The organism is Mesorhizobium argentiipisi (SeqCode) (assembly GCF_037179585.1).
In the GTDB taxonomy this organism is placed as follows: Bacteria; Pseudomonadota; Alphaproteobacteria; order Rhizobiales; family Rhizobiaceae; genus Mesorhizobium; species Mesorhizobium argentiipisi.
This window is the reverse complement of sequence record NZ_JAPYKO010000025.1, coordinates 1-25,266: the sequence shown is the minus strand read 5'-3', so window position 1 is coordinate 25,266 and position 25,266 is coordinate 1. Positions and strand designations below refer to the sequence as shown.

Sequence of the window (25,266 nt, the reverse complement as noted above, 5' to 3'; positions counted from 1 at the left end):
GCGAACAACTTTGGCAGGGTGCAGGCCGTTTCAGACCCGCGTAATCGATCAACACGGGCTTGTCGGCCGCGTAAGTACATGCGCGGAGAAATGGATCTGCTTGAAGCACCGTAGCAGGATTTCCGCGACTCACTGGGTCAGCGAGTTGAGGGAAGAAAAAGGGCTAGTCGAGCTTGAGGATGCGCCCCTTATCGAGGCGGAATATTCCGTCGTTGCCCCCCTGCTTCTCAAAATCAGTCTGCAGATCGTCCCATGTTCCGAGATATTTCCCGCAATCGGCGCAGGTGATAGGCGTTGAAGGTTGGGCGTCGGCCGGGATCTGAAGGCGGATCGTCCCGCAAAAGGGGCACTCCAAACGGTGATCCAGATATTCACCGACCATTGTCTTCATTCAGGGAACCTCGGCGTCGAAATCAACTGCAAACCCCGCGTCGATGGCGGCTCGTGCAATGAGATCGCCAAGTTGCCAATCCGTCAACTCGCAAAGCGGGAACATCTCTCTCATAATTTGGACGCCCTCGGCGATCGAAATGCAGGGATTGTCAACATTGTCAAGCAGGTAGCGGACAATCGCCTGCCGAACGTCCGACGAAATGGTTCTCTGCGTAACCGTGAGCATCTCCAGACCCTACGAATGGAGCCGCATTTCCTTGACCTCGGTCATCGTTGCGTCGAAGGCCACGGGAATGCCGTGGACGATGCAGGCCGCCGCCAACAAACCCTCCAACTCATGGTCGCTGGTTCTGCAGGCAGGCATAAGTGTTCGGATGGCGCGGATTGCCTGTGCGATGGAAAGGAACCGGGCTCGACCCCTGGAAAGGACATAGGCCTCGGTCGCTTTTTCAACTGTGACGCCGTGAAAAGCGTTGGTCATTGCGAGCTCCTCCCTGACCCAAAAACCAACGTGATTTACGCCCAATTTTCAGCGACCATCAAGCTATGTACGATTCCGGACAATCAGTCGGTGACGATGCCGAAATGGCGTTGCTCCTCCTCGCCGTAGGCGCCGTGCGTGAGCTTTATCAGCCCACTGCGATCGACGATCGTGATCTCGCCACGTCTGGCTTGGATCAGTCCCCGATATTCAAGCATTTGGAGGGCCGTGGTGACTCCGGGGCGCCGGGCGCCGAGCATCGTCGCCAGAAATTCATGCGTCAGGTAAATCCTGCTGCCTAAAGAGCGATCGTGGACCATGAGCAGCCACCGAGCCAGTCGCTCCTCGATCTTCGAGTGGCCGTTCACGAGCGCGGTCCGGGAAGCCTGGACGAGGAATGCGTTGGCATAGCGAAGCAACGATCCGCGAAGAGTCGGGCTTTTTGCGAGAGCCGTACGAAGATTCTCCACCGCCAGGCACCAGCCTTGGCCCGCGATCTGAATATAGGTCTCGTTGGGAGAGCTCTCTTGGCCGAGAATGACCGTAACACCTGTCATGCCATCGTGGCCGATGATGCCGACTTCGCTTTGTCGCCCTCCGGTCATGACAGCGACTACCGAAGCGATCCCCGTCTCGGGAAAATACACCTGCTCTATCGCCCGATATGGGATTTCTAACTGTTCTTTGATGCCCAGTTCGACGTGACGCATCGAGGGCTGCAAGAGGGCGAAGTCATCGGGGGCGAGGGATTTCAGAATATGATTGCGAAAAGCGGATTGAGGCATGGCTCTTCTCCCGTTTCGGGCAAGAGCACTTTCCTCTCACTGTCGGCTGCATCCGTAGGTGACTGGCGGCCGATATCGAAAGCATAAGCTTCGGACGGACCATTAGCAACGAAGGCTCACTTTCCTTGCATGCCGGATTTCGCATCGATGATTTGGCCCCCTCTGGCCAATGCGGAACGCCAGTAGATACGCCGGGAACCTGGAATATTAGGCGACTAAAGGCGTGCGGAACAAAATCGCTCCCACCGTGTTACGCCATGTTGGGGACGCATCATGGCCGAGGATAGTAGCGAGCTTCGCGCGAAGGCGCTCAGAGACCTTCACGTCGAATGGCTGGTAAAGGAAGCTGGTATAACGACGGCGCAGGCCAACGAGCTGATCGAATTGATCGGCATGGGCAATCTGCCATCCCTGCGGCGCGAAGCTTTCTTGCTGAAAAAGTCACTCTGACCGCGCGGCGTCGCCATCCGTAGGGTCCTTCCGCAACAACAGGTGATCAATCGGGCACAGGCCGAAAAGCGCTTCCTGCCGGCCACACCGAGGCGCCGGGACGAGGGAGAACGCTTCGGCGGTGTAGAGCAGCGCGGCGGCTGCGGGGAAAACCGGCCTGTTGGTGCGCCGTGAGGACGGCACCTCGCTCAAGCAACGGAGGTACCTTGAAGTCCAGCGGCCGTCAGAGGCCGCAGCCCGCAATCAACTCTACCCGAGGTCATTTTGGCCGCTGGCAAACTCGGGCATGATGTCGCCGGCGAGCAGCTTCTCCTTCGACAGGAGTCCGGCATCCTCAAGCGCCTCGAAATCCGGCAGCTGGCGCAGCGTGTCGAGCCCGAACTGCGACAGGAGGTCTTGGTCGTCATAGGTGTACGGCGCGCCCGGCTGCGGACTGCGCGGCCCCGAGGCGATGAGGTCCTGCGCGCGCAGCACGCCGATCAGGTCACGCTACACCTCCTTGCCGAAGAAGGAAGACAGCTCGCCACGCGTGATCGGCTGGAAATAGGCGATGCACATCGGCACGAGAGCCTCCGACCGCGACAGCTCTTTTTCGCCCTTGCCGCCTTGCTGGCCGAAGGCAGCGTGGATGACGTCACCAAAAACCTTTTTGGTCCGGTGCTGCCAGCCGCCAGCGACCGCGACCAGCTCGTAGGGGCGGCTGGCGAGCTCGGTGCGGATATCGTCGATGATCAGCTCGATGTTACAATTCTTCCCCACCACCCGCGCGAGGACACTACGTGTCACCGGTTCGCTAGCGGCAAAGATCACCGCTTCGACGCGGCCCATCCATTCGCGCCAGCGCAGTTCCGCCGGCAGATGTTCCAGCTCGGTGTCCAGCAACGCCGGCTGATCGTTTGGCTTGCGGCGGGCGGACGCTTCGCTCATTGCTAGAGGCCAAACAGCCGGAAAGAGGAACGGCCGGAGAGCTCGCGGACGACCTCGAGTTGTTGCAGGCGCTCGAACAGACGTCGCGCCGCAAACCGCGACAGGTTTTTGGTCGTGAGCGATCCGGAGACAGCGTCTTCAGTGAGCAGCAAAAAGATCACGTCACTGGCGCCCTTCGCGCGCAGTTTTGGCGCGACGGCGAGAAGCTTTTCGGCGCGGCGCGACAACTCGCCGGCCAGCCGGCAGGCCTCCGCCGCCCCTTGAACCAGCGCCAGGCAAACCGCGCGCTCAAAATTCTTGCCCCGGTTCGGATGTGCTTGCCGCCGCGGCCGTCGGCGCGGAAAGCCGGGCCAAAAGCCTGGGCCATCAACAGCGGCAGCGGCCGCGGCCAGCGCAGGCTTCGCGCCAGCACCAGGCCGGCCAGCCACCAGGCCAAAAGCTCGGCACCGGGCCGCATGGCGACGACGTGAGCGGCGATCGCGGCGGCGGCGAATGGCGCCGGCCGCTGCGACGCCGCCAGTTTTTCGATCTCCGTGCAGAGGTCGGTGAGCTCCGCGCCGTCCCAATGGAGGCCAAGCTGGTCCACAATCTTTTCGAGCCGTTCGGGGGTGGCGGCGGGCGGCTGCAGCGCCAGCTGCCGCCAGGCGCTATAGATGGCGCCGGCGAGACCAGGATTGGCGCCGGCCGGGCGCAAGTGCCAGGCATCGCGCAGGGCGGCTTGGTCCGCGGCACGGCCGGCGAGCCGCATGCTGGCGACGGCGCAGTTGAGCGCCAGCCGCTGGTGCCAGGCGCCGGCCCAGCTGGGTTGCGCTCGGGTGAGGCTGTCGAGCGTGCCTAAGGCGGCGCCGGCCTGGAAGGCGGCGTCGGCGTCGCTGGTGTCGCGGCCGGGCGCGAGCGCCCAGGCCGGGAGGTCGGCACCGGGGCGGGGCTGGCGGCAGCGGGATCGAGGCGAATCATGATTTGCGAGGGTAAAGCGGCCGTGCGCTTTGCGCCATCGATTTCGGCCAAAAACGCACAGCCTGTCGGAGACATAAGACGAACGATAATGTTGCCATATCAGTCGTTTAGTCAGGCTTGCCGCCACGGCGCGCGAGCATCCGACAACCGAAAAGCCTGTCAGTTAACAGCCCATTCGTCATCGGCGGCAGTGATCGTGCCCCGCCCCAATCGTCTATGAAGCTCCATCCACGACGGATCGGACACGAAGCCTTTCAAACTGCCACATGCCTCAGCCAACGGAGCGGCGCCAAGGCGGCCCACAACAGCATCGGCGTCACTGATCGGGTTAGCCAGACATCGCTCCAACGGGTCATCGCCGCACTCGATTACTCGATGTCCCCAAGCCCCCGAAACGTCGTCGGTCTCGAGAGCCTGCCGAAGCTCCGGAGCCATACCCGTAACCTCGAGTGCCCTGTGAACCACATGGCGCATCAATGGATAGAAGACTGGTTGGTGGCTGCCTCCGAGGACCCGCACCCCGGGCAGCATGGACACGACCAACATGGTCGTAAAAAAATTCGGAATAAGGGTACGGTCCGACAGCCGCGCCCCAATGTCTGAAGGGTTGAAGCCGGCGACCTTCACACCGCTCGAGGGATCGATCAAATCTCCCGCGGCAAGGCGCAGCGGAAGACGCTTGCCATTATGGTAGAACCAGAAGAAATCGGTAGACCGCGTGAGCCATCCACTCCAGGGGCCCATAGCCAGCCGGTCGATTTCGGCAAGGATATTCAAAGCGAGCGCCGGCTCTTCCAGCAGCGACGTGCGAAGCCATGAACCTGCGCCTGACAGATGGTCCGCCACCAGGTCTGCGATATCCTCATCATCGATCTGCAGAAACGCGCAACGGCTTCCGAAGAGTTTTGGCCAAAGTGCCTGATTGGCAGCCTTGATCGCATGCGCAGGCCGCTGAAATGGCGTGCTCGGCAGGAGATCGCGCAGTTGCGCCAACACATCGCCTCGCGCGCCGGTGTCCGCAGGCACCATCTCAAACCGGTAGGATCCAGGCCCACTCAAGAGATTGTAACCGACCATCTGGCTTCGGCTGAGGCCGAAGACGTTGCTGGGCCTGCCGTCGACGGGGAGCCAGCCTGGTCCTTTGCGTGATCTCTCAACAAGGCTCACCGTTGAGACCGCATAGGACACATAGGTGGAGCAGCCATGCGCGGCGAGACCAAGCAAACTGAAGATGTGCGTGTAATATGCTTCCGGGTCGAGGAGCAGAAGCAGATGTGGCCCTGTCTGCAGCACGCGCCGGCGCTCCAGATCACGGCAGATTTCTGCGGCAGTATCGGCGGAGAGCCCCGAGCGCACCGCCGCCTTCCTGATGACGCCCAACAATTTGTCGAGTGCCTGCCTCCGGACTACGGGTACTAACCCCGAAGCGGGCGCCTCAAAGAGGCGAGACGCGTAATCGCGCACCGGCCGGGAGCGAAACTGCTTAATCCAGGGATAAAGTGCCTCCAGCGCCTCGAGGACCGCCCATTTCGCATCTATGTCTGCAGATAGCTCGTCCACCTCACGATCCGCCCTCTTCTTCCGTTGCCCCTACCGACTCGAGGTCGATGTCAGCGCCTCCTGAACGCCGATCGCACATGCATATCATCGGACGCCAAACCATGCTTTGCGGCTGCGTCGCGATTTTCAAATACTTGCTGCCAATGAAATTGTCCGCCTAGATTCTGCATCTGCGGCGAAATTCCGTGGGTGACACGCCGAATGCCTGGCGAAAGGCAATGGCAAAATGACTCGAGCTTCCGAACCCGCACTCCAACGCGATTTCGGTTGCCGACAGATTGGTGGATCGCAACATGCCGGAGGACTTCTCCAAGCGCCGCTCAGCGATGAATGCATGCGGCGTCTTGCCTGTCGACTGCTTGAACGCCCTGCAGAAATGGAACCGGCTGACGCCAAGCTCCTGCGCCAGGGCCGCAAGCGTAAGCGTATCGCCCGACAGCGACCCTATCATCTCCAGGGCACGCTTGAGATCGAACGAAGACAGACCACCTTTCATAGGTTCACGATAGGCGCCATTCAGCCTGACCATCTGCACGAGCAGTTGCTTCGCCTGGCTCTCAACCATCGCGGCGCTGAACGGATCAGGCTGCTTGAGCTCGATCGCGATCCTCTGCAACGCCATTTCGACGAGACCGTCTCGAAATCCGATCGAGGGCGGCAAAACCGTTCGGCGATGTCGCGCCGCTTCCCCGAACATCTCCTCCGCGAACTCCTGTTCAATCGAGACAAGGAGGAAGGAACCTGTGTCGTCGCCCTCGTCCCAACCGGTCCAATCATTGCCCGCGGGCACGAAGACCACCGAGCCGGCGCGGCGCGGCGAAAAGGAGATCCGGCGCCCGTCGACAAAGTCCTCGCCGTTGCGCGCCGCGCCGTGAAGGTTCATCAGGAACACATGGCCCGGACAAAAGATCTTTGTCTCTTGCCGCTTGAGGCCGGTCCTTTTGACCATGTCGACCCGCACCTGGCCCCAGCATTCATACTGATGCGCAAGCGTCCGGTGCTGCGAAGGACGCATGTCGTTCGGATCAAAGCCAAGACTATGCACGACTCGAAGCGATTCCCGTACTTACGTTACGTCAGTTCTGTTGTTTTGCCGAACCTTCGGTTGCCAAACAAATCACAAATAACTCCAGATTGGTAGAAGATGTGGCTTTATCGAAAAAACCGCAATCAATGGAAAGCTGTCACTACCTAGCCTTCCTACGACTTGCCTCAGTCAATGCCCACCCGACAGAATATTAGACTATTCTTAACTCTGTCGGCACCGCTCCCTAGGCGCATTGGCACCTCACCATCTCGATGGGTGCAGAGCCATACTGCGATGCGTGGACTCGATGACTTCCTGGCTGAATGCGACCGCGCCCCACGCATCAACGAACTTGCCGGCTTCTTTGCCGCGACAGCCGCGGGCAAGACCGGGGTTCCTGTGCGCAAACCCGTGGCTGACAATCGCCTGCTGCCGCGTGACAAACTTCTGCGCGACCTGGTCAGCCTGCACGCAGCGCGGCAAGGCTTTTTCGACCAGCATTATCACGGCAGCATTCCTTACAGACTGGAGGAAGAGTGCCGGATGGCCTATGCGGTCCTGAAGTACGCACGTGATCGCGACCGACCGCTCTCGCTGTACAGCCTTGGAACGGCGGAAGGCACAATGGCAAGGACGCTGTCGGAGCTGTCCGAGGGGCAGATACGCACCTTGTCGTGCAGCCCGAACCCGGAGAACTACGAGTGCTACATGGCGTATGGCGAGCCGCCGCATGCCGACTTCTTCATTGGCCCATTCCACAGGCTGACCAAGGACGTTCTCGCCTCCACTCCGCGGCTGGCAGATTTCAGCTCCGGCTTCGATATGATCCTGGAGGATACCACATTTCAAATGTACTCACCGAACCGGCCTGACCAGGTCGAGTTCGTGAGCCAGCACCTCAAGCAGGACGGGATCTTCGTCTTCGTCGAGAAGTTCCGGGCGATCGACGAGACGGACTACAGGCTGCGTGAGTACCAGAAGGATTTCGGCTTCAAGGCGCGCTATTTTCCTCCCGAGGAGATCGAAAAGAAGAAGGCCGCCGTCCTGAACACGATGTTTGGCAATGAGGTGACGGTGGCGGACATGGGTGAGGCCATACACAAGCATTTCAGCCACTGCGCGCTGACATGGAACAGCGGAAATTTCTACTGCCTTGCCGCGAGCAACAGCCAGGAAAACCTGAACCGCTATGTCTCCCAGATGGCCAGCCCGGCCATACCACACGAATATGTTTACGAAACCAGCGTCCATGGCGGCTCGTCGGATTGACGCTGCCGCAACATCGAGCCGATGGGCCCAGACAAGCTCTGTCGACGAGACGTCTGAGCCTTGAGACAGGCCAGCAACACTTTGCGCCGCCTGGACCATGTGTTCGCAGCCGTCGACCATGGCAGCCTCAGGCAGGCGGCAAGAGTTCTCAGGGTGCGGGAATCCTCCGTCAGCCGCAACATCGTTGCCATAGAGCAGTTGCTCAACATGCAGCTGTTCGATCGCGACGTGCATGGCGTGCGGCTGACGGAAGCAGGCCGCGCCTGGACCGACCTCGTGCGGGTTCATTATGAGGGCTTGCAGGACGCGCTGGCGCGCGGTGATCGCGGCAATCAGGACGCCAGGACGATCCGGATCGGATTGTGCGCCCAGATGGGGCGCGCATTCGTGGCTCGCCTCGTGGAGCGCTTCCACCATCTGCATCCGGACGTCACCGTCGTCATCGAGGACGTTGGACATGAAGAATGCCTGGCGGCGGTACGCCGGCGGCGCCTCGACATCGTCTTTGCGCACGGGCTTCAGAACACCGCCACATGCCGAAGCGAAATATTCGCCCAGGAGCGCTTGTTCGTTCTCCTTCCCCGCGGCCATCCGCTCGCGGACAGGCCTGGCGTGAGTTGGCGGGATCTCGCGGGAACCAGTCTGCTGGTTTCGTCCCCATCGCAGGGGGACCTCGCCTTGCTGGAGCATGTCGCTGCCAATGGAGGGCCTGCCATTGAGACATGTCGCGCCAGCGAAGCTACGGTCATGCTCAAGGTCCAGCTCGGTCACGGTGTGACCCTGGCGAGCGAAGGCTTCGCGAAAGCAGTGGCCATAGAGTCTGCGGTCTGGAAGCCCATGCAGGGTCAGGGGAGCAGCAGGTCCATACAGGCGATGTGGCTGGAATCGAACCCCAAGCGCGCTCTGCTGCGGCTCGTGGGGACTGCACGGAATATCACCGCTGCCAAGCCGCTCGAGCCTGCCATCGACGGGCGCATGAAACCAGCGCCACCGGTTACCAGCAAATCAGCCGATACCAAACAGGCGTGACTGAGCGCCGAGACCTCAGCGGCTCGCCGAGCGCCTGGCGCTGGCAAAGCCGCGATCCGTCGCAATGAACCGCTCCAGCATCGCAACGATCAGCCGCGGTGGCTCGGCAGGCGCTTGTCCCGCCTCGCGTCCGAGGATCTCGGCATAAGCGGTCAGGTCGCGATGCAGCGCGGCCGGCAACTCCACCGTGACCTTGACGGGCTTGTCGTCGGCGATCGGTCCGAGTTTCAGTTTTGCCATTTCAGCCTCCATAAGGTTCAAGCACGAGATCGCGCGTGACGATGACGCGCACCGGAAAACCAGGCCGGATGGTGAGCGTCGGCGCTATGTTGAGCTGCCGCTGGACGATCTGCTGGCCGGTCTGGCTGATGCTGTCGGAGGCGCCTTGGCGCAGGGCGCGCACAATATCGCTTTCCTCGCCCGAGGAGCCTGCCTGAGCGCCGATGCTCAAAACCGTGGAGAGCGCCGCCGCCTTGAACAGATCGCCCCAATGGTAGTTCACACCATCCTCCAGACCGGCATAGCCTTCGGTGTCGGCACCCGGCTCACGTTCCAGAACGATTGAGCGCCCGTCAGGAAAGATCATCCTGGTCCACACCAGCAAGACGCGTCGCTGGCCGAAGCCGACGCCATTGTCGTATTGGCCTATAAGCCGCGTCCCCTGCGGCACAAGGAGTATCCGTCCGGTGGGACTGTCATAGACGTTCTCCGTCACCTGGGCGGTGATCTGGCCTGGCAGGTCGGAGCGGATGCCCGTAATGAGGGCGGCAGCAATCACGGCACCGGCCTGAAGAACGTTTTTCGACGCCGGCGCTTCCACACGATCGGGCGAGACAGTGCGCTTGTCAGGCGGCTGATCGAGGAAGGCGCGCTGCCGGTCCTGCGCCGACGGCGTCGCGGGCTGGGGCGATAGACCAAGGCCCGCGAGATCGGGCTGGGGCCTGGAGTCGGCACTGGTTTCAACGGCAACAGGGCCGCTGGCGGGCCGGGATTGGGTGGATGCAAAAAGCCGCGCGGTCCTGGCTGCCTCCAGCTCCTGCTGCCTTCGTTGCTCTTCGGGATCGGGCCCGACCGCTTGCGGTGACGGAACGGTGCCGGCATTTTGCGCGTTGAGGATCGGCCGGCCGAGATCGCCAGGAAGCGGCGGACCTAGCTTCGGAACACCCGCATAGTCCTTTGGAAGGGCCGCGAGCCCGTCCGGGGTCTGGCGATTGTCCGTCGAATAGAGTTCCTGGCCCTGACCCTGCTGTCGTATCTGGAGCGCGTAAATCAGCGCCCCGCCGACAGCCAGGCTGGCGCCCAGTCCTAACCCTGCCAGAACCTTGCGCGACAGGCGCGTCACGCGCGGCGGCTCGGCGCGCAGCCGCATGGCCGCGGCCGGCCCGTCAGTCACAGGTCGGCTATCATCCTGGTCTGGCGGCTCCGGCCATTCGTTCTCACCCACAGGGCGTTTCGAGCGGGCCTCGTTCTCCGCGCCCCAAGCTTGATCGCTGGAGGGATCGAATTTGTCGGTCACGATGCCGGCCCTCCGCGGTCGCCGCGGGCGCTGGTCGAACGCCAGGATTCGCCAGAACCTCGCATCCAGGACAATGCGCCGGCGCGTTGCCCATCGGTTCGAGAGACACGGACCCGGGTCTGGGTCTTGCCGGCGCCGAAGCGCAGCTCGGCGGCGGCAAACAGCCGATCGACAATCATGTAGTTGCCGCGCACGCGATAGTTCACCAGCTCGGACGTGTCACCTTGCGGCCCCACTACGAACAGCGGCGGCATCTCGCCTTGCCCAATGCCGCGCGGGAACTCGATGAACACCTGCCTGCCATCGTCGAAGGCGCGAAGCGGGCGCCATGGCGCGCGATCGCCAGTCACCTCGTAGCGGAAATTGACGCGGGACAGGTCGATCCCCGCCGACACCGGCTGTGCGGCCTCAGCCTGTTGGTTCTGGCGGTGCAGGGCGACGAGCTGGTCCTGTGGATATTGCCACGAGACCGAGGCCATATAGGTCGAGGGCGTCGAGCGGAGTTCCATGTGATAGGTGCGCCGGTCTGTATTGATGACGAGGTTGGTGAGAAGGTCGGCGCGGGTCGGCTTCACCAGGATGTGTACCTGCTTGGTCGCGCCGGCGCCGCTCTCGGTATCGCCGATGATCCAGCGTACTGTGTCGCCGGCGGCGACCGGACCGGAGCCGACAAGCTGCTCGCCGGTTTGAAGCGCGATGTCGGTGATCTGCCCCGGCGAGGCATAGACCTGGTAGAGCGCGCCCTCGACAAACGGATAGGCCTGCATCGAGTTGATGAAGCCGTCGCGGACGGGCTGGACGCGCGCGGCCTGGTTGGCAAGGTTCACGCGGGCGGCGGGATCGCTTGGCTCCGGCCCGGGCCCCACGCTCTTGCCGACCGGCTTTAACTGGCCAGGCAGCGGCAATGGCTTCGGAAGCTCCACCACCCTCACGAGTGGGGGCGGGTCGACGGCTCGCACAGCCGGGATCGGATCGTCATAGGAGATCTCAGGCGGCTTCTGCCGGGTGGCGCATCCCACGAGGGCCGAAGTGCAAAGCAGAAATGCTGGTAACGCCATCTTGCGCAAGGCCGGCATCGCGCGGCGCGGGAGCGGCGGGCGCGCCGAAGGGGCGGATTTGCAGGGTGCGGGCGTCATTGGCCAAGCTCCTTCGACCAGTTGATGGCGTTGATGTAAATGCCAAGCGGGTTCTTCCTCAGCGTGTCAGCGTCGCGCGGGGGCTGGACGACGATGGTGACGATGGCGGACCAGCGCTCGGTTGAGGCAAGCGAGCCGTCCTGGTAGCGGCGCTCGACCCAGGCGATGCGGAAGCTCGCCGGAGAGGCGCGGATGACCGACGATACCTCGACGGCGACCTGCTGCTCGCCGATCCTGGTGAACGGGTCGTTGGCGCGCGCATAGTCGTTGAGCGCCAGCGCGCCGCCCTGCGTCGTGAAATCGTAGGCGCGCAGCCAATTCTGCCGCAGCACGACCGGATCGGCGGGAATGGACCTCACCTGTTCGATGACGTGGGCCAGGTAGAACGCAATCTGGGGATCGCTCGGCTGATAATCGGCGTCCGCCGGTCCCACGGCATCGGCCTGGCCGAGCCGGTCGACCTGCACCACCCAGGGCACGATCGAGCCGCTGGCGGACTGCCAGACGAGCGCGCCCGACATACCTGCGGCCAGCGCCAGCGAGCCGAAGGCCATGTAGCGCCAGTTGCGGGCCTGCTGGCGGGCGGAGCCAATGCGCTCATCCCACACCTGGGCGGCGCGCTGGTACGGCGTCTCCGGTCGAGGCGATTTTCCGTAGTGCGTTGACGGGCGTTTGAACATGCTCAGTCGCTTTCAGACAGGTTGATCGAGGAGCCGCCGCCATGGCTGTCGCCACTGCGGACGGCGTGAGCGGCGGCCTGGACGCCATGGGTCATCTGTTGCGAGCGCTTCATGCGCTTTGCCCAGGCGGGCTGGCTTTCGGCCGCGCGGTACGCCACGCCAGCGGCGACGCCGCTGCTTGCGGCATTCCCGCTGACCGTGCCGGCGCTGGACGATCCGCCGGTCATCTCGAAGGCGGCGCGAGTGCCGGCGCGGTGGCTCTCTTTCGTTGCGCCAGCGGCATGATTGGCCGCGCGCTTGAGCGGCGAGACGAGAGCCTTGGCGCCAGCGGCGGCGACGCCACCCAATCCGGATGCCATGGCGGAGAAGCCGGACCCTCCGGCGGCGCCCAGCTGGTAGGCCGTGGATGCGCCGCCCGCGGCCGCGGCGCCACCGCGGGCCGTCGCGCCAGCGGCGCTGGACAACGCTGAGCCTGCCGCCGCTGCGGCGCCGGCGGCCGCGGTCCCTGCCGCGACCATTCCGCCGGCGGCGAGACCTGCGCCGACTGCCGCGCCGGCGCCGAGCTGCGGGCCGCCGGAGACAAGGCCGTTGGCGATGCCCGGGCCGAATATGCCGAGACCAAGCAGCGACAGCGCCGCGAGCACGATCGCCATGGCGTCGTCGATCGACGGCGTGTCGCCGTTGAACCCGGAGGTGAATTCGGAAAAGAGCGTCGAGCCGATGCCGATGACGACGGCGAGCACCAGGACCTTGGTGCCGGACGAAATGACGTTGCCGAGCACGCGCTCGGCCATGAAGGCGGATTTGCCGAACAGACCGAACGGAATCAGCACAAAACCGGCAAGCGTCGTCAACTTGAACTCGATCAGCGTGACGAAGAGTTGCACCGCGAGGATGAAGAAGGCGAGCAGCACCAGCGCCCAGGCGAAGAACATGCAGGCGATCTGGATGAAATTCTCGAAGAAGGACCAATAACCCATCAGATTGGAGATCGAGTCCAGCAGGGGCCGACCTGCATCGAGCCCGGTCTGCGCCACCTTGCCCGGGCGCATCAGATCGTCGACGGCAAAACCGGTGCCCGATGCCTTCAGGCCAAGCCCCGCGAAGCTTTCGAAGACGATGCGAGCGAGGTTGTTCCAGTTGGAGATGAGATAGGCGAAGACGCCGACGAACAGCGTCTTCTTGACCAGGCGCGCCAGGATGTCGTCATCGGCGCCCCAGGACCAGAAGAGCGCCGCCAGCGTCACGTCGATGACGATCAGGGTTGTGGCGATGAAGCCCACCTCGCCGCCAAGCAGGCCGAAGCCGCCGTCGATGTAGCGCGTGAAGACCTCGAGGAAATGGTCGATGACGCCGGTGCCGCCCATTGTCAGCGAACCTTTGCGCCAGTGGGCGCGGTCTGCATTGGCGGCGTGCTCGGCCCCTCGCCTTCCTTCCGCTCGGGATCGGCCGATGCCGGTACCTTCGGGAACAGCGTCGCCGGCTGAGCGGGAGCGGGCGTGATGGCCCCTTCCCGCTGGCGCAGAAACCGGCGCCGGCTTTCAGCCCACGCCCTCAGACAGCCGGGATCGCGGGGGCCGGTCTCGCCGATCCCCGAGCAGCGCAGTAATTCGGCCGCGACCGGATCTTGCGGTGCTATGGCACGGTCGCGCAGCGCGAGGGGCTCGGATTGCTTGTGGGCGCTCCTCGTCGCAATCACGGCCGCCGCGACAGCGGTTGCAACGAAGACCACCGCGACGAGGCGGGCGAACATCCTGGTGTCCATCGCCCGGGCCTCAGTTCTTGCCATAAAACATCTGCGCGTTGCCGGGCTGGTAACCCGCGCCCTGGGCCAGGAAACGGCGGCGCTGCTCCCTGCCCTGGTCGGCGGCCGTGGCCTGCTCGGCCGCTTGCAAGGCCTGAGCCCGGCCGTTCGCGGCGACGACCGCGGTGAGATCGGCGAGTTGCTGCGCCTGCAGCGCAAGGAGCTGGTTGCCGGCTTGCGTTGCCTGGAGCGCGCCCGTCGCGCCCTGGCTTTGGCCGACCAGCGCCGACATCTCGGAGCGATTGGCGTCTATATTGCCGACGACGCCGGCCTGCACGCGCATGGCGTCCTGAAGGCCACCGACCGTGTTTTGCCAGCGCGAGCGCGCGTCGCTGACGAGTTGCTGATCCGATGCCGACAGTGCGACCGCGCCGTATTTCTGCTGGAAGGCCTGATCGATCTGCTGGACGTCATAGGCAATGTTCTGCGCCTGGCCGAGCAATTGCTGGGTACGCTGCACCGACTGCTGAAGCTGCTGCAGCGATGAAAACGGCAGGCTTGCGAGATTGCGGGCCTGGTTGATCAGCATCTGCGCCTGGTTCTGAAGCGAGGTGATCTGGTTGGTGATCTGCTGAAGCGAGCGCGCTGCCGTCAGGACGTTCTGTGAATAGTTGGAAGGATCGAAGACGATGAATGCGTTTGCCGGAGCGACCGCCATCGACGCGACGCTGACGGGAGCGAGAGCCAGAGCGGCGGCGAACCGCATGGCACCGGAACGATGGAATTTCATGAGGACTTCTCCTTGCTGGTGATGGCGGCGCTGGTGAAGGCGGAGCTGGTGAGAGCGGGGCTGGTGGGGGCGGAGCTGGCGAGGCCCGGGACGAGCTCGGCCGCCCAGCCGAGGCCGCAGTGGCTAAGCCAGGCCGCCAGGAAGGCGTCGCGGCCGTGTTCGGCGATGATGCGGGCGATCGCGGCCTGATCGGTTCTTGCGGATGCGCCGCAGAGCGCGAGGGCGACATCCGACAGTCCGAGCTCGAACAGCCGGTTGCCGCGGCGCGACTGGCAGTAGTAATCGCGCTTGGGCATTGCCCTCGCGATGATCTCGATCTGCCGGTCGTTAAGGCCGAAGCGACGGTATATCGCCGTGATCTGCGGCTCGATGGCGCGCTCGTTCGGCAAAAGAATCCGGGTCAGGCAGCTCTCGATGATCGCAGGCGCGATCGCCGAGGCGTCGATGTCACTGAGCGACTGCGTTGCGAAGACGACGCTGGCGTTCTTCTTGCGCAGCGTTTTCAGCCATTCGCGCAGCTGGCCGGCAAAGCCCTCGTCGTCCAGGGCAAGCCAGCCTTCGTCGATGATCAGCAAGGCTGGCGAGCCGTCAAGACGTTCCTCGATGCGGTGGAACAGGTAGGAAAGGACCGCCGGCGCGGCGCCCGTTCCGATCAGCCCTTCGGTCTCGAATGCCTGGACCGAAGCCGAGCCGAGCTGTTCGCGCTCGGCATCGAGCAACCGGCCGTAGGGACCGCCGACACAGTACGGACGGAGCGCCTGCTTGAGATCGTTCGATTGCAGCAGCACCGCCAGGCCCGTGATCGTGCGCTCTCCGACAGGCGCGGAGGCCAGCGAGGTGAGCGCCGTCCAGACGTGCTCCTTCACCTCAGGCGTGATTGCCACACCCTCGCGAGTGAGAAGCGCCACGATCCAGTCCGCCGCCCAGGCGCGCTCTGGAACATCGTGGATGCGAGCGAAAGGCTGCAGGCTGACGCTGTCGGTCGCCCCTTCGCTGAGATCGCCGCCGAGATCGTGCCAGTCGCCGCCCATGGCGAGCGCCGCCGCGCGGATCGAGCCGCCGAAATCGAACGCGAAAACTTGCGAGCCAGCGTAACGCCGGAACTGCAGCGCCATCAGCGCCAGAAGCACGGACTTGCCGGCGCCCGTCGGCCCGACGACCAGCGTGTGGCCGACGTCGCCGACGTGAAGGGAAAACCGGAACGGGGTCGAGCCTTCGGTCTTGCCGAACAGCAGGGGAGGCGCTGCCAGATGCCCGTCCCGTTCCGGCCCCGCCCACACCGCGGACAGCGGGATGATGTGGGCGAGATTGAGGGTGGAGATGGGTGGTTGACGGACATTCGCGTAAACGTGGCCCGGCAGGCTGCCGAGCCAGGCGTCGACGGCGTTGATGGTTTCGATGATCGCGATGAAGTCCCGTCCCTGGATCACCTTCTCAACCAGGCGCAGTTTTTCATCGGCGGCGGCCGCATCATCATCCCACACGGTCACCGTCGCGGTGACGTAGGCCATGCCGGCATAGTCAGCGCCGAGTTCCTGCAGCGCTAAATCCGCGTCGGCTGCCTTGTTGGCGGCATCGGTGTCGACGAGAACGGATGCCTCGTTGGTCATCACCTCCTTCAGGATCGCGGCAATGGACTTGCGCTTGGCGAACCACTGACGGCGAATTTTGGTGAGCAGCCTGGTCGCGTCCGTCTTGTCGAGTAGGATCGCGCGCGTCGACCAGCGGTATGGGAAGGCCAGCCGGTTGAGCTCGTCGAGCAAACCGGGCGTGGTCGCGGTCGGAAAGCCGGTGACCGTCAGGATCCGCAGATGCGATGCACCGAGCCGCGGCTCGAGGCCGCCGGTCAGCGGCTGATCGGCAAGCACCGCGTCGAGATACATGGGCGTCTCTGGAACGCGCACACGATGACGATTGGTCGAGACGCAGCCATGCAGATAGGTCAGCGTCTCGACGTCATCGAGCCAGCGGCACTCCGGCATGAAGGCTTCGACAAGGCGAAGAACCCGATCGCTGCGGTCCGCAAAACCGGTCAGCGCTTCATGAGCGTCAAGCCCCTTTTTCTGGCGCCCTTCGTAGAGCCAGCTCTCCGCACGTGCCGCGTCCTCGGGAGGCGCGAGATAGGTGAAGGTCAGGAAATAGCTCGACTCGAAATGCGCGCCGATCTCCTCAAAGCCCGCTCTGCGCTCGGCGTCGACCAGCGCGGAGGCCGCATCCGGAAAATGACTATCGGGATAGCGGGTCGACGGGTGACGTTGGGCCTCGGCGAAGATCGCCCAGCCGGAACCGAGACGGCGCAAGGCATTGTTGATCCGGCCGGCCACCGCGACGAGTTCCGCGGGGACGGCGCTGTCGAGATCGGGACCGCGAAAGCGCGCGGTCCGCTGGAAGCTGCCGTCCTTGTTGAGGACGATGCCTTCTCGGACCAGGGCCGCCCAAGGCAGGAAGTCGGCAAGCCGGCTGTTTCGATTTTGGTATTCCGCAAGGTTCATCATCGGAGCGGCCCTTCAAACGGTGAGATGCGCCGGGATGCGCAGATGCCGGCGCACGACATCGACGAAGAGCGGGTCGCGCCTGGCAGCCCATGCGGCGGCGAGATGGCCGATCGCCCAGATGGCGATGCCGGCAAGCCAAAGACGCAGCCCCAACCCGACGGCGCCGGCGAGCGTCCCGTTCATGATGGCAATGGCCCGTGGTGCGCCGCCGAGCAGGATCGGCTCGGTCAGGGCCCGATGAACAGGGACCGCGTACCCCGGCACTGGATCCTCATGCATCGACCCGCTTAGCTGCACAGTGTTCGTCATCAGACGAGCGCTCCGCCGGCAAACGAGAAGAAGGACAGGAAGAAGCTCGAGGCCGCGAAGGCGATCGAGAGGCCGAACACGATCTGGATCAGCCGGCGGAATCCGCCCGAGGTATCGCCGAAGGCGAGTGTCAGGCCGGTGACGATGATGATGATCACCGCCATGATCTTGGCGACCGGGCCCTCGACCGACTGCAGTATCTGTTGCAATGGCTGTTCCCACGGCATCGACGACCCGGAGGCAAAAGCGGGCGCCGCCGTCACCAGCGAAAGCGATGCGGCCGAAGTGGTGATGGCGAGACGATGGCTTGCGAGGCTCAGGCGTTGGATCACGGACGTACTCCTTCTGGGTCTTGGTTGAGGGCAGTTTGCTTGCCGGTGTCCTCGATGACGGCTGGGGCGACGCGGTAGTCACCGTCCGGGCCAAGGCCCTCGATCCGGGCGAGTTCGGTCAGGCGCCGCGCGGAGCCGCGGCCGGAAAGGACGGCAACGAGGTTGATCGTCTCGGCGATCAGCGCGCGGGGCACTGTGACGACCGCTTCCTGGATGAGCTGCTCCATTCGCCGCAGCGCGCCAATGGCGCTTCCGGCGTGGATCGTGCCGAGGCCGCCCGGATGCCCCGTGCCCCAGGCCTTGAGCAGTTCGAGCGCCTCGGCGCCGCGCACCTCGCCGACCGGAATGCGGTCGGGGCGCAGGCGCAGCGAGGAGCGGACGAGATCGGAGAGCGAAGCAATGCCGTCCTTCGTGCGCATCGCCACGAGATTGCGCGCTGCGCATTGCAGCTCACGCGTATCCTCGATGATGACGATGCGATCGTCGGTCTTGGCCACTTCGGCCAGCAGCGCGTTGATCAGCGTTGTCTTGCCGGTGGAGGTGCCGCCGGCGACCAGGATGTTGGCGCGGCCGGCAACGCCGTGGCGCAGGATGTCCGACTGGCGCGCCGACACGATGCCGGCCGCCACATAGTCGTCCAGTGTGAAGATGGCGCCGGCGGGCTTGCGGATCGCGAAAGCCGGTGCCGCGACCACCGGCGGAAGCAGCCCCTCGAACCGCTCACCTGTCTCGGGCAGCTCGGCGGATAAGCGCGGAGCGGAAGCATGCACCTCGGCGCCTACGTGGTGCGCAACCAAGCGGATTATGCGTTCGCCGTCAGCCGCCGACAGACGCTCGCCGCTGTCGGCCAGGCCCTCGGACAACCGATCGATCCAAAGCCGCCCATCGGGGTTCAGCATCACCTCGACAATGCTCGCGTCGTCGAGATAGCGCGCGATCGCCGGTCCGAGCGCCGTGCGCAGCATGCGCGCGCCACGCGCAAGTTCTTCCGAATTGTGATGCGAAGCTGTCATCCCAGTCCCCGTTCGATCCGGGGACATGGACTGGCCCCAGGACGGGGATGATTAAGAAGACCCGATCTCGACGCGATTCAACAGCTATGTCGAGGCGTAGTAGCCTGGCGTGCAATGACAGGAGATTGGCGGTGCCGTCTTTCGGCGCAGGCCATCAATGTCCAGATCGGCGTGGTAGGATTAAGCGATTGCGATTCTTGCGGTCCCGTTGCAGCGGTTCGGCCCGCCCTACCCTGCTGGCGAGTTTTGATCTGATATGACATATCAAGCTTACTATTTGATATGTTTTTACCGATCGAATCTTGCACACTCACCGCACATGTGATATGTCTAAGCATATCACTGCTGACAAATGATATGCAGAGACATATCGATGACCTATTCCACCGAAAGCATCCTGCAGACGTTGCGAAGCGCCCGCGAGCAAAGCGGCTTGAGCCAGCGCGACCTCAGCGCACGCATTGGCGTTCCGCAAAGCCACATCTCGAAAATCGAAAGCGGGGCAACCGATCTCAGGCTATCGAGCCTGGTCGAACTGGCGCGCGCGTTGGATCACGAATTGGTTCTGGTGCCGCGCAAGGCGCTCGCCGCGGTCGAGGCCATCGTCAGCAACGCCCACGCGACACAGGGCGGCGAGGACCGCCGGCGCTCCGCGACGTTCAATCGGGCCGAGGCGGCGCTTGCAAAGCTGCGCCGCGACAACCCCGACGCTTTCGACTTCACGCGGCTTGATCAGACGTTGCGCGAGCTCGCGAACTTCCGGCTGGGCAAAGCCGATCTCGATACGCTGCGCGCCGTCACCGACAGGCTGATGAAGCTCCCGGATGGCCCTGGCGCGACGCCGGCCATCGAGCGGGCATCAAAGACGCTCAGGGCGCTGCGCAACCGGATTGCCCATGCAACGCCGGAAGCGCCGCGGCCTGCCTACGCGCTCGACGACGAGGACGACGATGCCTGAGGTTTCGGTCCTCGATGTCCGCCTTTACGGCGAGAAGATCGCAACGCTGACGCTCATCCCGGGCGAGCGCACGCTGTTCGCCTTCGACAAGCCCTATATCGACAATCCCGAACGGCCGACGCTCAGCCTGTCGTTTGAAGATCAGTACGGGCAGCTCCTGACTGATTTCAGGCCGGTCAGCGTCAGGGTGCCGCCCTTCTTCGCCAATCTCCTGCCGGAAGGACCGCTGCGGACCTACCTTGCCGAACGGGCGGGCGTGAGCGATCGGCGCGAGTACTTTCTGCTGTGGGTTCTGGGTCGCGATTTGCCCGGCGCGCTGGCGATTGCCCCGGCGGACGGAGAGGCATGGCCCGCCCTGAACGACGAGGACAACGAGGAAGCGCGCCGGAAGCGTCGGACCAACACGCTCCGATTTTCTCTGGCCGGAGTGCAGCTGAAATTCTCCGCGATCAATAATCCCGGAAAGGGCGGCGGGCTGACGATCCCCGCAGATGGGGTCGGCGGATCGTGGATCGTCAAGCTTCCTTCCCAGCTCTATGACGGCGTGCCCGAGAACGAATTCTCGATGATGAGCCTTGCAGCCAGGATCGGCATGGAGGTGCCTGACGTCCAGTTGCTCGACATGGACGCGATCGACGGCTTGCCCGAGGGTATGCGGACTTTGAAGGGACAGTCGCTGGCCGTGAGGCGTTTCGACCGCAGCGAGATCGGCCCCGTGCATATCGAGGATTTTGCCCAGGTATTCGGCGTCTGGCCGGAGGACAAATACAAGCGCGCCAGCGCGCGCAATATCGCGACCGTGCTTGGCGTCGAGGCTGGCGACGAGGGCGTGCGCGAGTTCATCCGCAGGCTCGTCTTCAACACGCTGATCGGCAATGCCGACATGCACCTCAAGAACTGGTCGGTCATCTATCGCGACCGGCGCAAGGCGACGCTAGCACCGGCCTATGATTTCGTGTCGACGATCGCCTATATCGAGGATGAGTTCGCCGCCATCAAATATGCCCGCACCAAGCGCATGCGCGACTTTTCGCTGGACGAGCTTCGCTATCTGGCCGCGAAGGCGCATCTGCCTGAGAAGCCGGTCGTCGATACGGCGCGCGAAACCGTGGCCCGCTTCCGCGACGACTGGCCGGAGGCGAAAAAGACGCTTCCCATCGCGCCCGAGGTCGCCAGCGCAATCGATGCTCATCTCAAAAAGCTCGCGCTTGTCTCGGAGGCCTGAACAACGGGGCTTGCAGCCGACGATCAGTGAACATGCCCGGCCAGCATCTTGCTGTCCAACTATTGTCCCGCCACGCCAGACTGATTTGTGCCCGGACCGCTCTCGATGTCTTCGCTGATCTCTTGCCGCAGCTTCGGCCCCTTTGCCAGACGACGGCCAAGCGCGCTGAGGAAGGCGTCGTAGCGTTCGGCAGCCTTGGCGCGTGCGGCCTGCGCGGCAGGCTCGGGCAAGGCAGGCGTTGTCGCGAGCCAGAAGCGGACGAACACCGCCAACGTCTCGACGGCGATTCCGACATCTCGCTCCTGCCGGGCAAGACGACGGTCGACCAGGTCGAGGCGCTTGGCGATCGCCGCCTCGCGACGCTCGTCGGCGTCGGGCGACAGGAACGAAGCGATCGCAGCCTCGGCGATCATGGACTGAGATTGATCGCGCCGCGCCGCGTAGTCGGCGAGCATCGCCATGATCGCCTGATCGAGATAAACGGAAATCTGGGCCTTTTTCTTGCGGCTGGTCATCGCGGCTATAACTCCATGCCATCATCGGGGTCAAGCGATACCTGCCGTGCCACGCCCTGCATCAGCCGCGTCAGGCGTCGATTGCGGACTGCGTCATCGTCGCCGGCATCGTCGGCCGAGTTGATCTCGAACTCGTTCTCGACCGGGATCGTTTGCTCCACCGGCCGCACTCGATTGAGCTCGGGTTGCAGGCGCCGCTCCGACTCGGTTGGATCTTCTTCGTCGTCCTGGCGAGGCGCGCCTGAACCCGCGGCGGCCGCATGGCGAACCGGGGTCGGCAGGTGGCTCCAATCGTCGGTGCCGGTCTGTCCGGATGTGGTCAGTTCGGGCGGCGGCAGGATGCGATCGCGAAAGCGCGCATCCTCGTAGTAGCGCGCCTTCTTCGCCCTGATGGGTGGGGTCCCCGCAACCATCACGATTTCGTCGGTCGGAGGAAGCTGCATGATCTCGCCAGGAGTCAGCAACTGGCGGGCCGTCTCTTGCCGCGACACCATGAGATGTCCGAGCCATGGCGAGAGCCGGTGCCCGGCATAGTTCTTCATTGCCCGCATCTCGGTCGCGGTGCCCAGCGCATCGGACACACGTTTGGCGGTCCTTTCGTCGTTGGTGGCGAAGCTGACGCGCACATGACAATTGTCGAGGATCGAGTTGTTCGGCCCGTAAGCCTTCTCGATCTGGTTCAGCGATTGGGCGATGAGAAAGCTTTTCAGCCCGTAACCCGCCATGAAGGCGAGCGCGCTCTCGAAGAAGTCGAGGCGGCCGAGCGCCGGAAATTCGTCGAGCATCAGCAACAGCCGATGGCGGCGCGTCTTCCTACGCAGATCCTCTGTCAGACGGCGGCCGATCTGGTTGAGGATGAGGCGGATGAGCGGCTTGGTCCTGTTGATGTCGGATGGGGGGACGACCAGGTAGAGCGTCGCTGGGTCCTTGCCCCCGACAATGTCGCCGATGCGCCAATCGCATCTTCGGGTCACCTGGGCGACGACGGGATCCCGATAAAGGCCAAGAAAGGACATTGCCGTTGAAAGCACGCCCGATCGTTCGTTGTCGGATTTGTTGAGCAACTCTCGGGCCGCACTGGCTATAACCGGATGCGGACCGGCTTCGCCAAGATGGGCGGTCTTCATCATGGCGGCGAGCGTCGACTCGATCGGTCGCCTCGGATCGGAGAGGAAGGCGCCGACGCCCGCCAGCGTCTTGTCTTTCTCGGCATAGAGGACATGCAGGATCGCACCGACCAGGAGCGCGTGGCTGGTCTTTTCCCAGTGGTTGCGCTTCTCAAGGCTTCCTTCCGGATCCACGAGGATGTCGGCGATGTTCTGCACGTCGCGCACCTCCCATTCGCCGCGGCGCACCTCGAGCAAGGGATTGTAGGCCGAGGATTTCGAATTGGTCGGATCGAACAGCAGGACCCGCCCGTGCAGAGCGCGGAAGCCAGCGGTCAGTTGCCAGTTCTCGCCCTTGATGTCGTGGACGATCGCCGAGCCGGGCCAGGTCAGCAGCGAAGGCACCACCAGGCCGACGCCCTTGCCGGACCGGGTCGGAGCGAAGCACAGCACATGCTCGGGGCCATCATGACGCAGGTAATGGCGATCATAGCGCCCGAGCACCACGCCGTCGGCGCCGAGCAGGCCGGCAGCCTTCATCTCCGTCTTCCCGGCCCAACGCGCAGAACCGTAGGTGTAGACGTTCTTGATTTCGCGCGCCCGCCAAACCGACATGCCGATCGCAACGACGATGGAAAGGAAGCCGCCCGACACGGCGATCAACCCACCTTCTACGAAGATCGACGGGGCGTAGGCGTCGTAGAAATACCACCACCAGAACAGTGCCGGCGGATAGTAGACCGGCAGGCCGGCGAGCTCGAACCAGTGCGGCCCGAGCTGCGGCTGAAAGCCAAGCCTCCATGCTGTCCATTCTGTCGCCGTCCAGGTCGTCAACACAACGATCAGGAAGACCGTAAGGATCTGACCCCAGAGGATTTTCGTGGCGGACATCGCCGGATCCTTTCGTTCTACGCCTAGAGACCAAGCCCGCGCTTGCGGGCAAAGCTCCAGTCGACGCCGCCGTCGCCGCGAGCGACGCCGCTGACATGCTGGCCGAGATGGTTTTCGAGCGCGGGCGTCCAGGGAACAAGCTGGAAGCCGAGGCCGTCGTCAATCATGGCGAAACGACCGGAGGCGAGAGACAGGCGCTGGCGATACGTGCCAGCGACATGCTCGCCGCCGGCGGCACGGTTGAAGGTCCGTCCGCTGTCGTCCGCGAGCTTCTCGCCGATCATCTCCAGCTCGCGACGGCGCAGCGTATCGAGCAGGTTGCTGGTGAACTTGATGCGATTGCCTTGCCGCTCTGCGAGCCCTTGACCCAGAAGATGTCGGGCTCGGCGATCCAAGGCGTGACGAACATCGGCGCCGAATCCCGATTCGGCCAGTTCCGTTGGCTTGCGGGTGATGGCTTGGCGATCAAGCCAGGTCGCACCTGGCGCCCCGACTTGCTCATCCACGGTGAGATCGGAGCGAACCGCGAGCGCAACGCGACGTCGGCCACGCGCATCGTCGAATTTGCGCAACTCGACAATCGATCCGGCCGCGCCATCGCCGGTTGCTTCAAGGCTGGGAAGCCTGATGTGGTGGGTGCGCCCATCCACGCCATCGACAACGGCATAGGCCGTGCCACCCAGCTCATCGTCGAGCCCGCGATCGATGAGCCGGCCGACGATGGGTGCATCGAGATTTTCGGAAGCGAGAACATAACTGCCCGAGCCACGCTCGATGCCCTGCTCGGTCAGCGCGCGATGCATGCGCTTGATGATGTCGCCGCGCTCGCCGAGCTCCCGCAGTGTGGCCTCGGCCTTGTCGTCGATGATCCATTGGCCTGGACCGACCTGGCTGGCCAGACCCAGAACCTCAAGCTTGCGCAGGCGACCGATCTTCAGCGCGTGATATTCATCGGGCTGGGTATGAGACCGCGGAGCCAGATCGATGACACCGGTCCTGCGGCCGTCGCGAAGCAACTGGCGATCGAGTTGCGTCCAGCGTTCTGACTGGACCTGGCTTTCGAGCGATCGCCGAATGTCCAGGTCGGTTCGCGGCCCCAGCTCCTGGGTGATCAGGTCGCGAGCCCGGTCGCGCATTCCTTCCTTGATGTAGTCGCGCGAGATGACCAGATCCTCGCCGTCCTCGCGCACCCCGCGAACGATGAGGTGAACATGGGGATGTTGCGTGTTCCAGTGATCGACGGCCACCCAGTCGAGCCGTGTGCCAAGGTCCTTTTCCATCTGGCGGGCTAGGTCGCGGGTGAAAGATCTCAGATCCGCCATGTCGAGGGCATCGTCCGGCGATACGATGAACCGGAAGTGGTGCCGGTCTTCCGCCGCGCGCGTGGCGAAGGCCGCGCCGTTGGCATCCTCCGTCTGCGGCCCGAACAACCGTGCCTTCTCGCCGTCGCGGGTGACACCCTCTCGACGCAGATAATTGATATGCGTCGCAAGCGGAGTGCCGCGCGCGGAATGACGCACGACCCGAGCTTTGACGACGGCGCCGCGCGAGCGCGAGGTGATGAGGCGGTTGGCCTGGATGCTGGCGCGCTGTCCGTGACCAAACCTGGAGCGGTTGCCGTAAACGACTTTTCCCGAGCGAGAGACGCCACCGCCAGCTTTTTTCGCCGCCGCCAGCG

At 63.8% G+C, this 25,266-nt stretch carries 25 protein-coding genes and 2 pseudogenes; 5 read left to right on the top strand and 22 right to left on the bottom strand.

The features are described 5' to 3' along the window. Positions 1-163: 163 nt before the first annotated feature. From O7A05_RS26565 to O7A05_RS26550, 4 genes are all read right to left on the bottom strand, one after another. Positions 164-391 (bottom strand): hypothetical protein, encoded by a 228-nt coding sequence (locus O7A05_RS26565; protein ID WP_337095946.1) that lies wholly within the window; start codon positions 389-391, stop codon positions 164-166. Continuing rightward, positions 392-619, bottom strand: coding sequence for a hypothetical protein (locus O7A05_RS26560; RefSeq protein WP_337095944.1), 228 nt, complete (start codon positions 617-619; stop codon positions 392-394). Between the two features lie 9 nt (positions 620-628). Continuing rightward, positions 629-874 (bottom strand): hypothetical protein, encoded by a 246-nt coding sequence (locus tag O7A05_RS26555; protein ID WP_337095942.1) that lies wholly within the window; start codon positions 872-874, stop codon positions 629-631. An 83-nt stretch (positions 875-957) separates the two neighbouring features. After that, entirely contained in the window at positions 958-1,659 is a 702-nt protein-coding gene (locus O7A05_RS26550) for a Crp/Fnr family transcriptional regulator (protein ID WP_337095940.1), read from the bottom strand. A 273-nt stretch (positions 1,660-1,932) separates the two neighbouring features. Between O7A05_RS26550 and O7A05_RS26545 the strand changes: the two genes are divergently transcribed. Continuing rightward, complete coding sequence (locus tag O7A05_RS26545; RefSeq protein WP_337095938.1) at positions 1,933-2,109, top strand: hypothetical protein; 177 nt, start codon at positions 1,933-1,935, stop codon at positions 2,107-2,109. Between the two features lie 249 nt (positions 2,110-2,358). On the opposite strand, the pseudogene scpB reads toward O7A05_RS26545, so the two are convergent. From scpB to O7A05_RS26525, 4 genes and pseudogenes are all read right to left on the bottom strand, one after another. Next, positions 2,359-3,036 (bottom strand): annotated as a pseudogene (scpB, locus tag O7A05_RS26540) (SMC-Scp complex subunit ScpB). Positions 3,037-3,038: 2 nt separating this feature from the next. Beyond that, positions 3,039-4,120 (bottom strand): annotated as a pseudogene (locus O7A05_RS26535) (DUF1403 family protein). Between the two features lie 32 nt (positions 4,121-4,152). Then, entirely contained in the window at positions 4,153-5,553 is a 1,401-nt protein-coding gene (locus tag O7A05_RS26530) for a hypothetical protein (protein ID WP_337095937.1), read from the bottom strand. 157 nt (positions 5,554-5,710) lie between these two features. Then, positions 5,711-6,436: a helix-turn-helix transcriptional regulator gene (locus O7A05_RS26525; RefSeq protein WP_337096011.1), complete on the bottom strand. Its 726-nt coding sequence runs from the start codon at positions 6,434-6,436 to the stop codon at positions 5,711-5,713. A gap of 420 nt (positions 6,437-6,856) precedes the next feature. Here O7A05_RS26525 and O7A05_RS26520 point away from each other — a divergent pair, with 420 nt between their 5' ends. After that, a complete protein-coding gene (locus tag O7A05_RS26520) occupies positions 6,857-7,849 on the top strand; it encodes a class I SAM-dependent methyltransferase (RefSeq protein ID WP_337095936.1) in 993 nt (330 codons plus the stop codon). Positions 7,850-7,909: 60 nt separating this feature from the next. After that, entirely contained in the window at positions 7,910-8,878 is a 969-nt protein-coding gene (locus O7A05_RS26515; RefSeq protein WP_337095935.1) for a LysR family transcriptional regulator, read from the top strand. A 15-nt stretch (positions 8,879-8,893) separates the two neighbouring features. Here O7A05_RS26515 and O7A05_RS26510 read toward each other — a convergent pair whose 3' ends face one another. From O7A05_RS26510 to trbB, 11 genes are all read right to left on the bottom strand, one after another. Then, on the bottom strand, positions 8,894-9,118 hold the full coding sequence (locus tag O7A05_RS26510; RefSeq protein ID WP_337095934.1) for a DUF2274 domain-containing protein: 225 nt from the start codon (positions 9,116-9,118) through the stop codon (positions 8,894-8,896). A gap of 1 nt (position 9,119) precedes the next feature. After that, positions 9,120-10,322, bottom strand: a complete 1,203-nt coding sequence (locus O7A05_RS26505; protein ID WP_337096010.1) for a TraB/TrbI/VirB10 family type IV secretion system protein — start codon at positions 10,320-10,322, stop codon at positions 9,120-9,122. A 68-nt stretch (positions 10,323-10,390) separates the two neighbouring features. Beyond that, the gene (trbG, locus tag O7A05_RS26500) at positions 10,391-11,530 is read right to left on the bottom strand and encodes a P-type conjugative transfer protein TrbG (RefSeq protein WP_337095932.1); all 1,140 of its coding nucleotides are present in this window, start codon (positions 11,528-11,530) and stop codon (positions 10,391-10,393) included. Further along, on the bottom strand, positions 11,527-12,210 hold the full coding sequence (gene trbF, locus O7A05_RS26495; protein WP_337095931.1) for a conjugal transfer protein TrbF: 684 nt from the start codon (positions 12,208-12,210) through the stop codon (positions 11,527-11,529). Before trbF ends, trbG begins: the two co-directional genes overlap by 4 nt. A gap of 2 nt (positions 12,211-12,212) precedes the next feature. After that, positions 12,213-13,577, bottom strand: coding sequence for a P-type conjugative transfer protein TrbL (gene trbL / locus O7A05_RS26490; RefSeq protein WP_337095930.1), 1,365 nt, complete (start codon positions 13,575-13,577; stop codon positions 12,213-12,215). A 2-nt stretch (positions 13,578-13,579) separates the two neighbouring features. Next, positions 13,580-13,963: a putative entry exclusion protein TrbK-alt gene (trbK-alt, locus tag O7A05_RS26485; protein WP_337095929.1), complete on the bottom strand. Its 384-nt coding sequence runs from the start codon at positions 13,961-13,963 to the stop codon at positions 13,580-13,582. A gap of 22 nt (positions 13,964-13,985) precedes the next feature. Next, positions 13,986-14,744, bottom strand: coding sequence for a P-type conjugative transfer protein TrbJ (gene trbJ / locus O7A05_RS26480; RefSeq protein ID WP_337095927.1), 759 nt, complete (start codon positions 14,742-14,744; stop codon positions 13,986-13,988). Then, positions 14,741-17,239: a conjugal transfer protein TrbE gene (trbE, locus tag O7A05_RS26475; protein ID WP_337095926.1), complete on the bottom strand. Its 2,499-nt coding sequence runs from the start codon at positions 17,237-17,239 to the stop codon at positions 14,741-14,743. Before trbE ends, trbJ begins: the two co-directional genes overlap by 4 nt. A gap of 12 nt (positions 17,240-17,251) precedes the next feature. Then, the gene (locus tag O7A05_RS26470; RefSeq protein ID WP_415927059.1) at positions 17,252-17,518 is read right to left on the bottom strand and encodes a VirB3 family type IV secretion system protein; all 267 of its coding nucleotides are present in this window, start codon (positions 17,516-17,518) and stop codon (positions 17,252-17,254) included. Between the two features lie 29 nt (positions 17,519-17,547). Further along, positions 17,548-17,880: a TrbC/VirB2 family type IV secretion system protein gene (locus O7A05_RS26465; RefSeq protein ID WP_337095924.1), complete on the bottom strand. Its 333-nt coding sequence runs from the start codon at positions 17,878-17,880 to the stop codon at positions 17,548-17,550. Beyond that, a complete protein-coding gene (gene trbB / locus O7A05_RS26460; RefSeq protein WP_337095923.1) occupies positions 17,877-18,893 on the bottom strand; it encodes a P-type conjugative transfer ATPase TrbB in 1,017 nt (338 codons plus the stop codon). The genes O7A05_RS26465 and trbB overlap by 4 nt, the downstream gene beginning before the upstream one ends. 373 nt (positions 18,894-19,266) lie before the next feature. Here trbB and O7A05_RS26455 point away from each other — a divergent pair, with 373 nt between their 5' ends. Next, on the top strand, positions 19,267-19,851 hold the full coding sequence (locus O7A05_RS26455) for a helix-turn-helix domain-containing protein (protein WP_337095922.1): 585 nt from the start codon (positions 19,267-19,269) through the stop codon (positions 19,849-19,851). Next, entirely contained in the window at positions 19,844-21,076 is a 1,233-nt protein-coding gene (locus O7A05_RS26450; RefSeq protein WP_337095920.1) for a type II toxin-antitoxin system HipA family toxin, read from the top strand. Before O7A05_RS26455 ends, O7A05_RS26450 begins: the two co-directional genes overlap by 8 nt. A 59-nt stretch (positions 21,077-21,135) precedes the next feature. Here the strand turns inward: O7A05_RS26450 and O7A05_RS26445 are convergent, their stop codons facing one another. The 3 genes from O7A05_RS26445 to O7A05_RS26435 all read right to left on the bottom strand — a co-directional run. Beyond that, positions 21,136-21,591, bottom strand: a complete 456-nt coding sequence (locus O7A05_RS26445; protein ID WP_337095919.1) for a CopG family transcriptional regulator — start codon at positions 21,589-21,591, stop codon at positions 21,136-21,138. A gap of 5 nt (positions 21,592-21,596) precedes the next feature. After that, the gene (locus O7A05_RS26440) at positions 21,597-23,588 is read right to left on the bottom strand and encodes a conjugal transfer protein TraG (RefSeq protein WP_337095918.1); all 1,992 of its coding nucleotides are present in this window, start codon (positions 23,586-23,588) and stop codon (positions 21,597-21,599) included. 23 nt (positions 23,589-23,611) lie between these two features. Further along, positions 23,612-25,266, bottom strand: a 1,655-nt coding sequence (locus O7A05_RS26435; protein WP_337095916.1) for a relaxase/mobilization nuclease domain-containing protein, incomplete at its 5' end; no start/stop codon positions are given.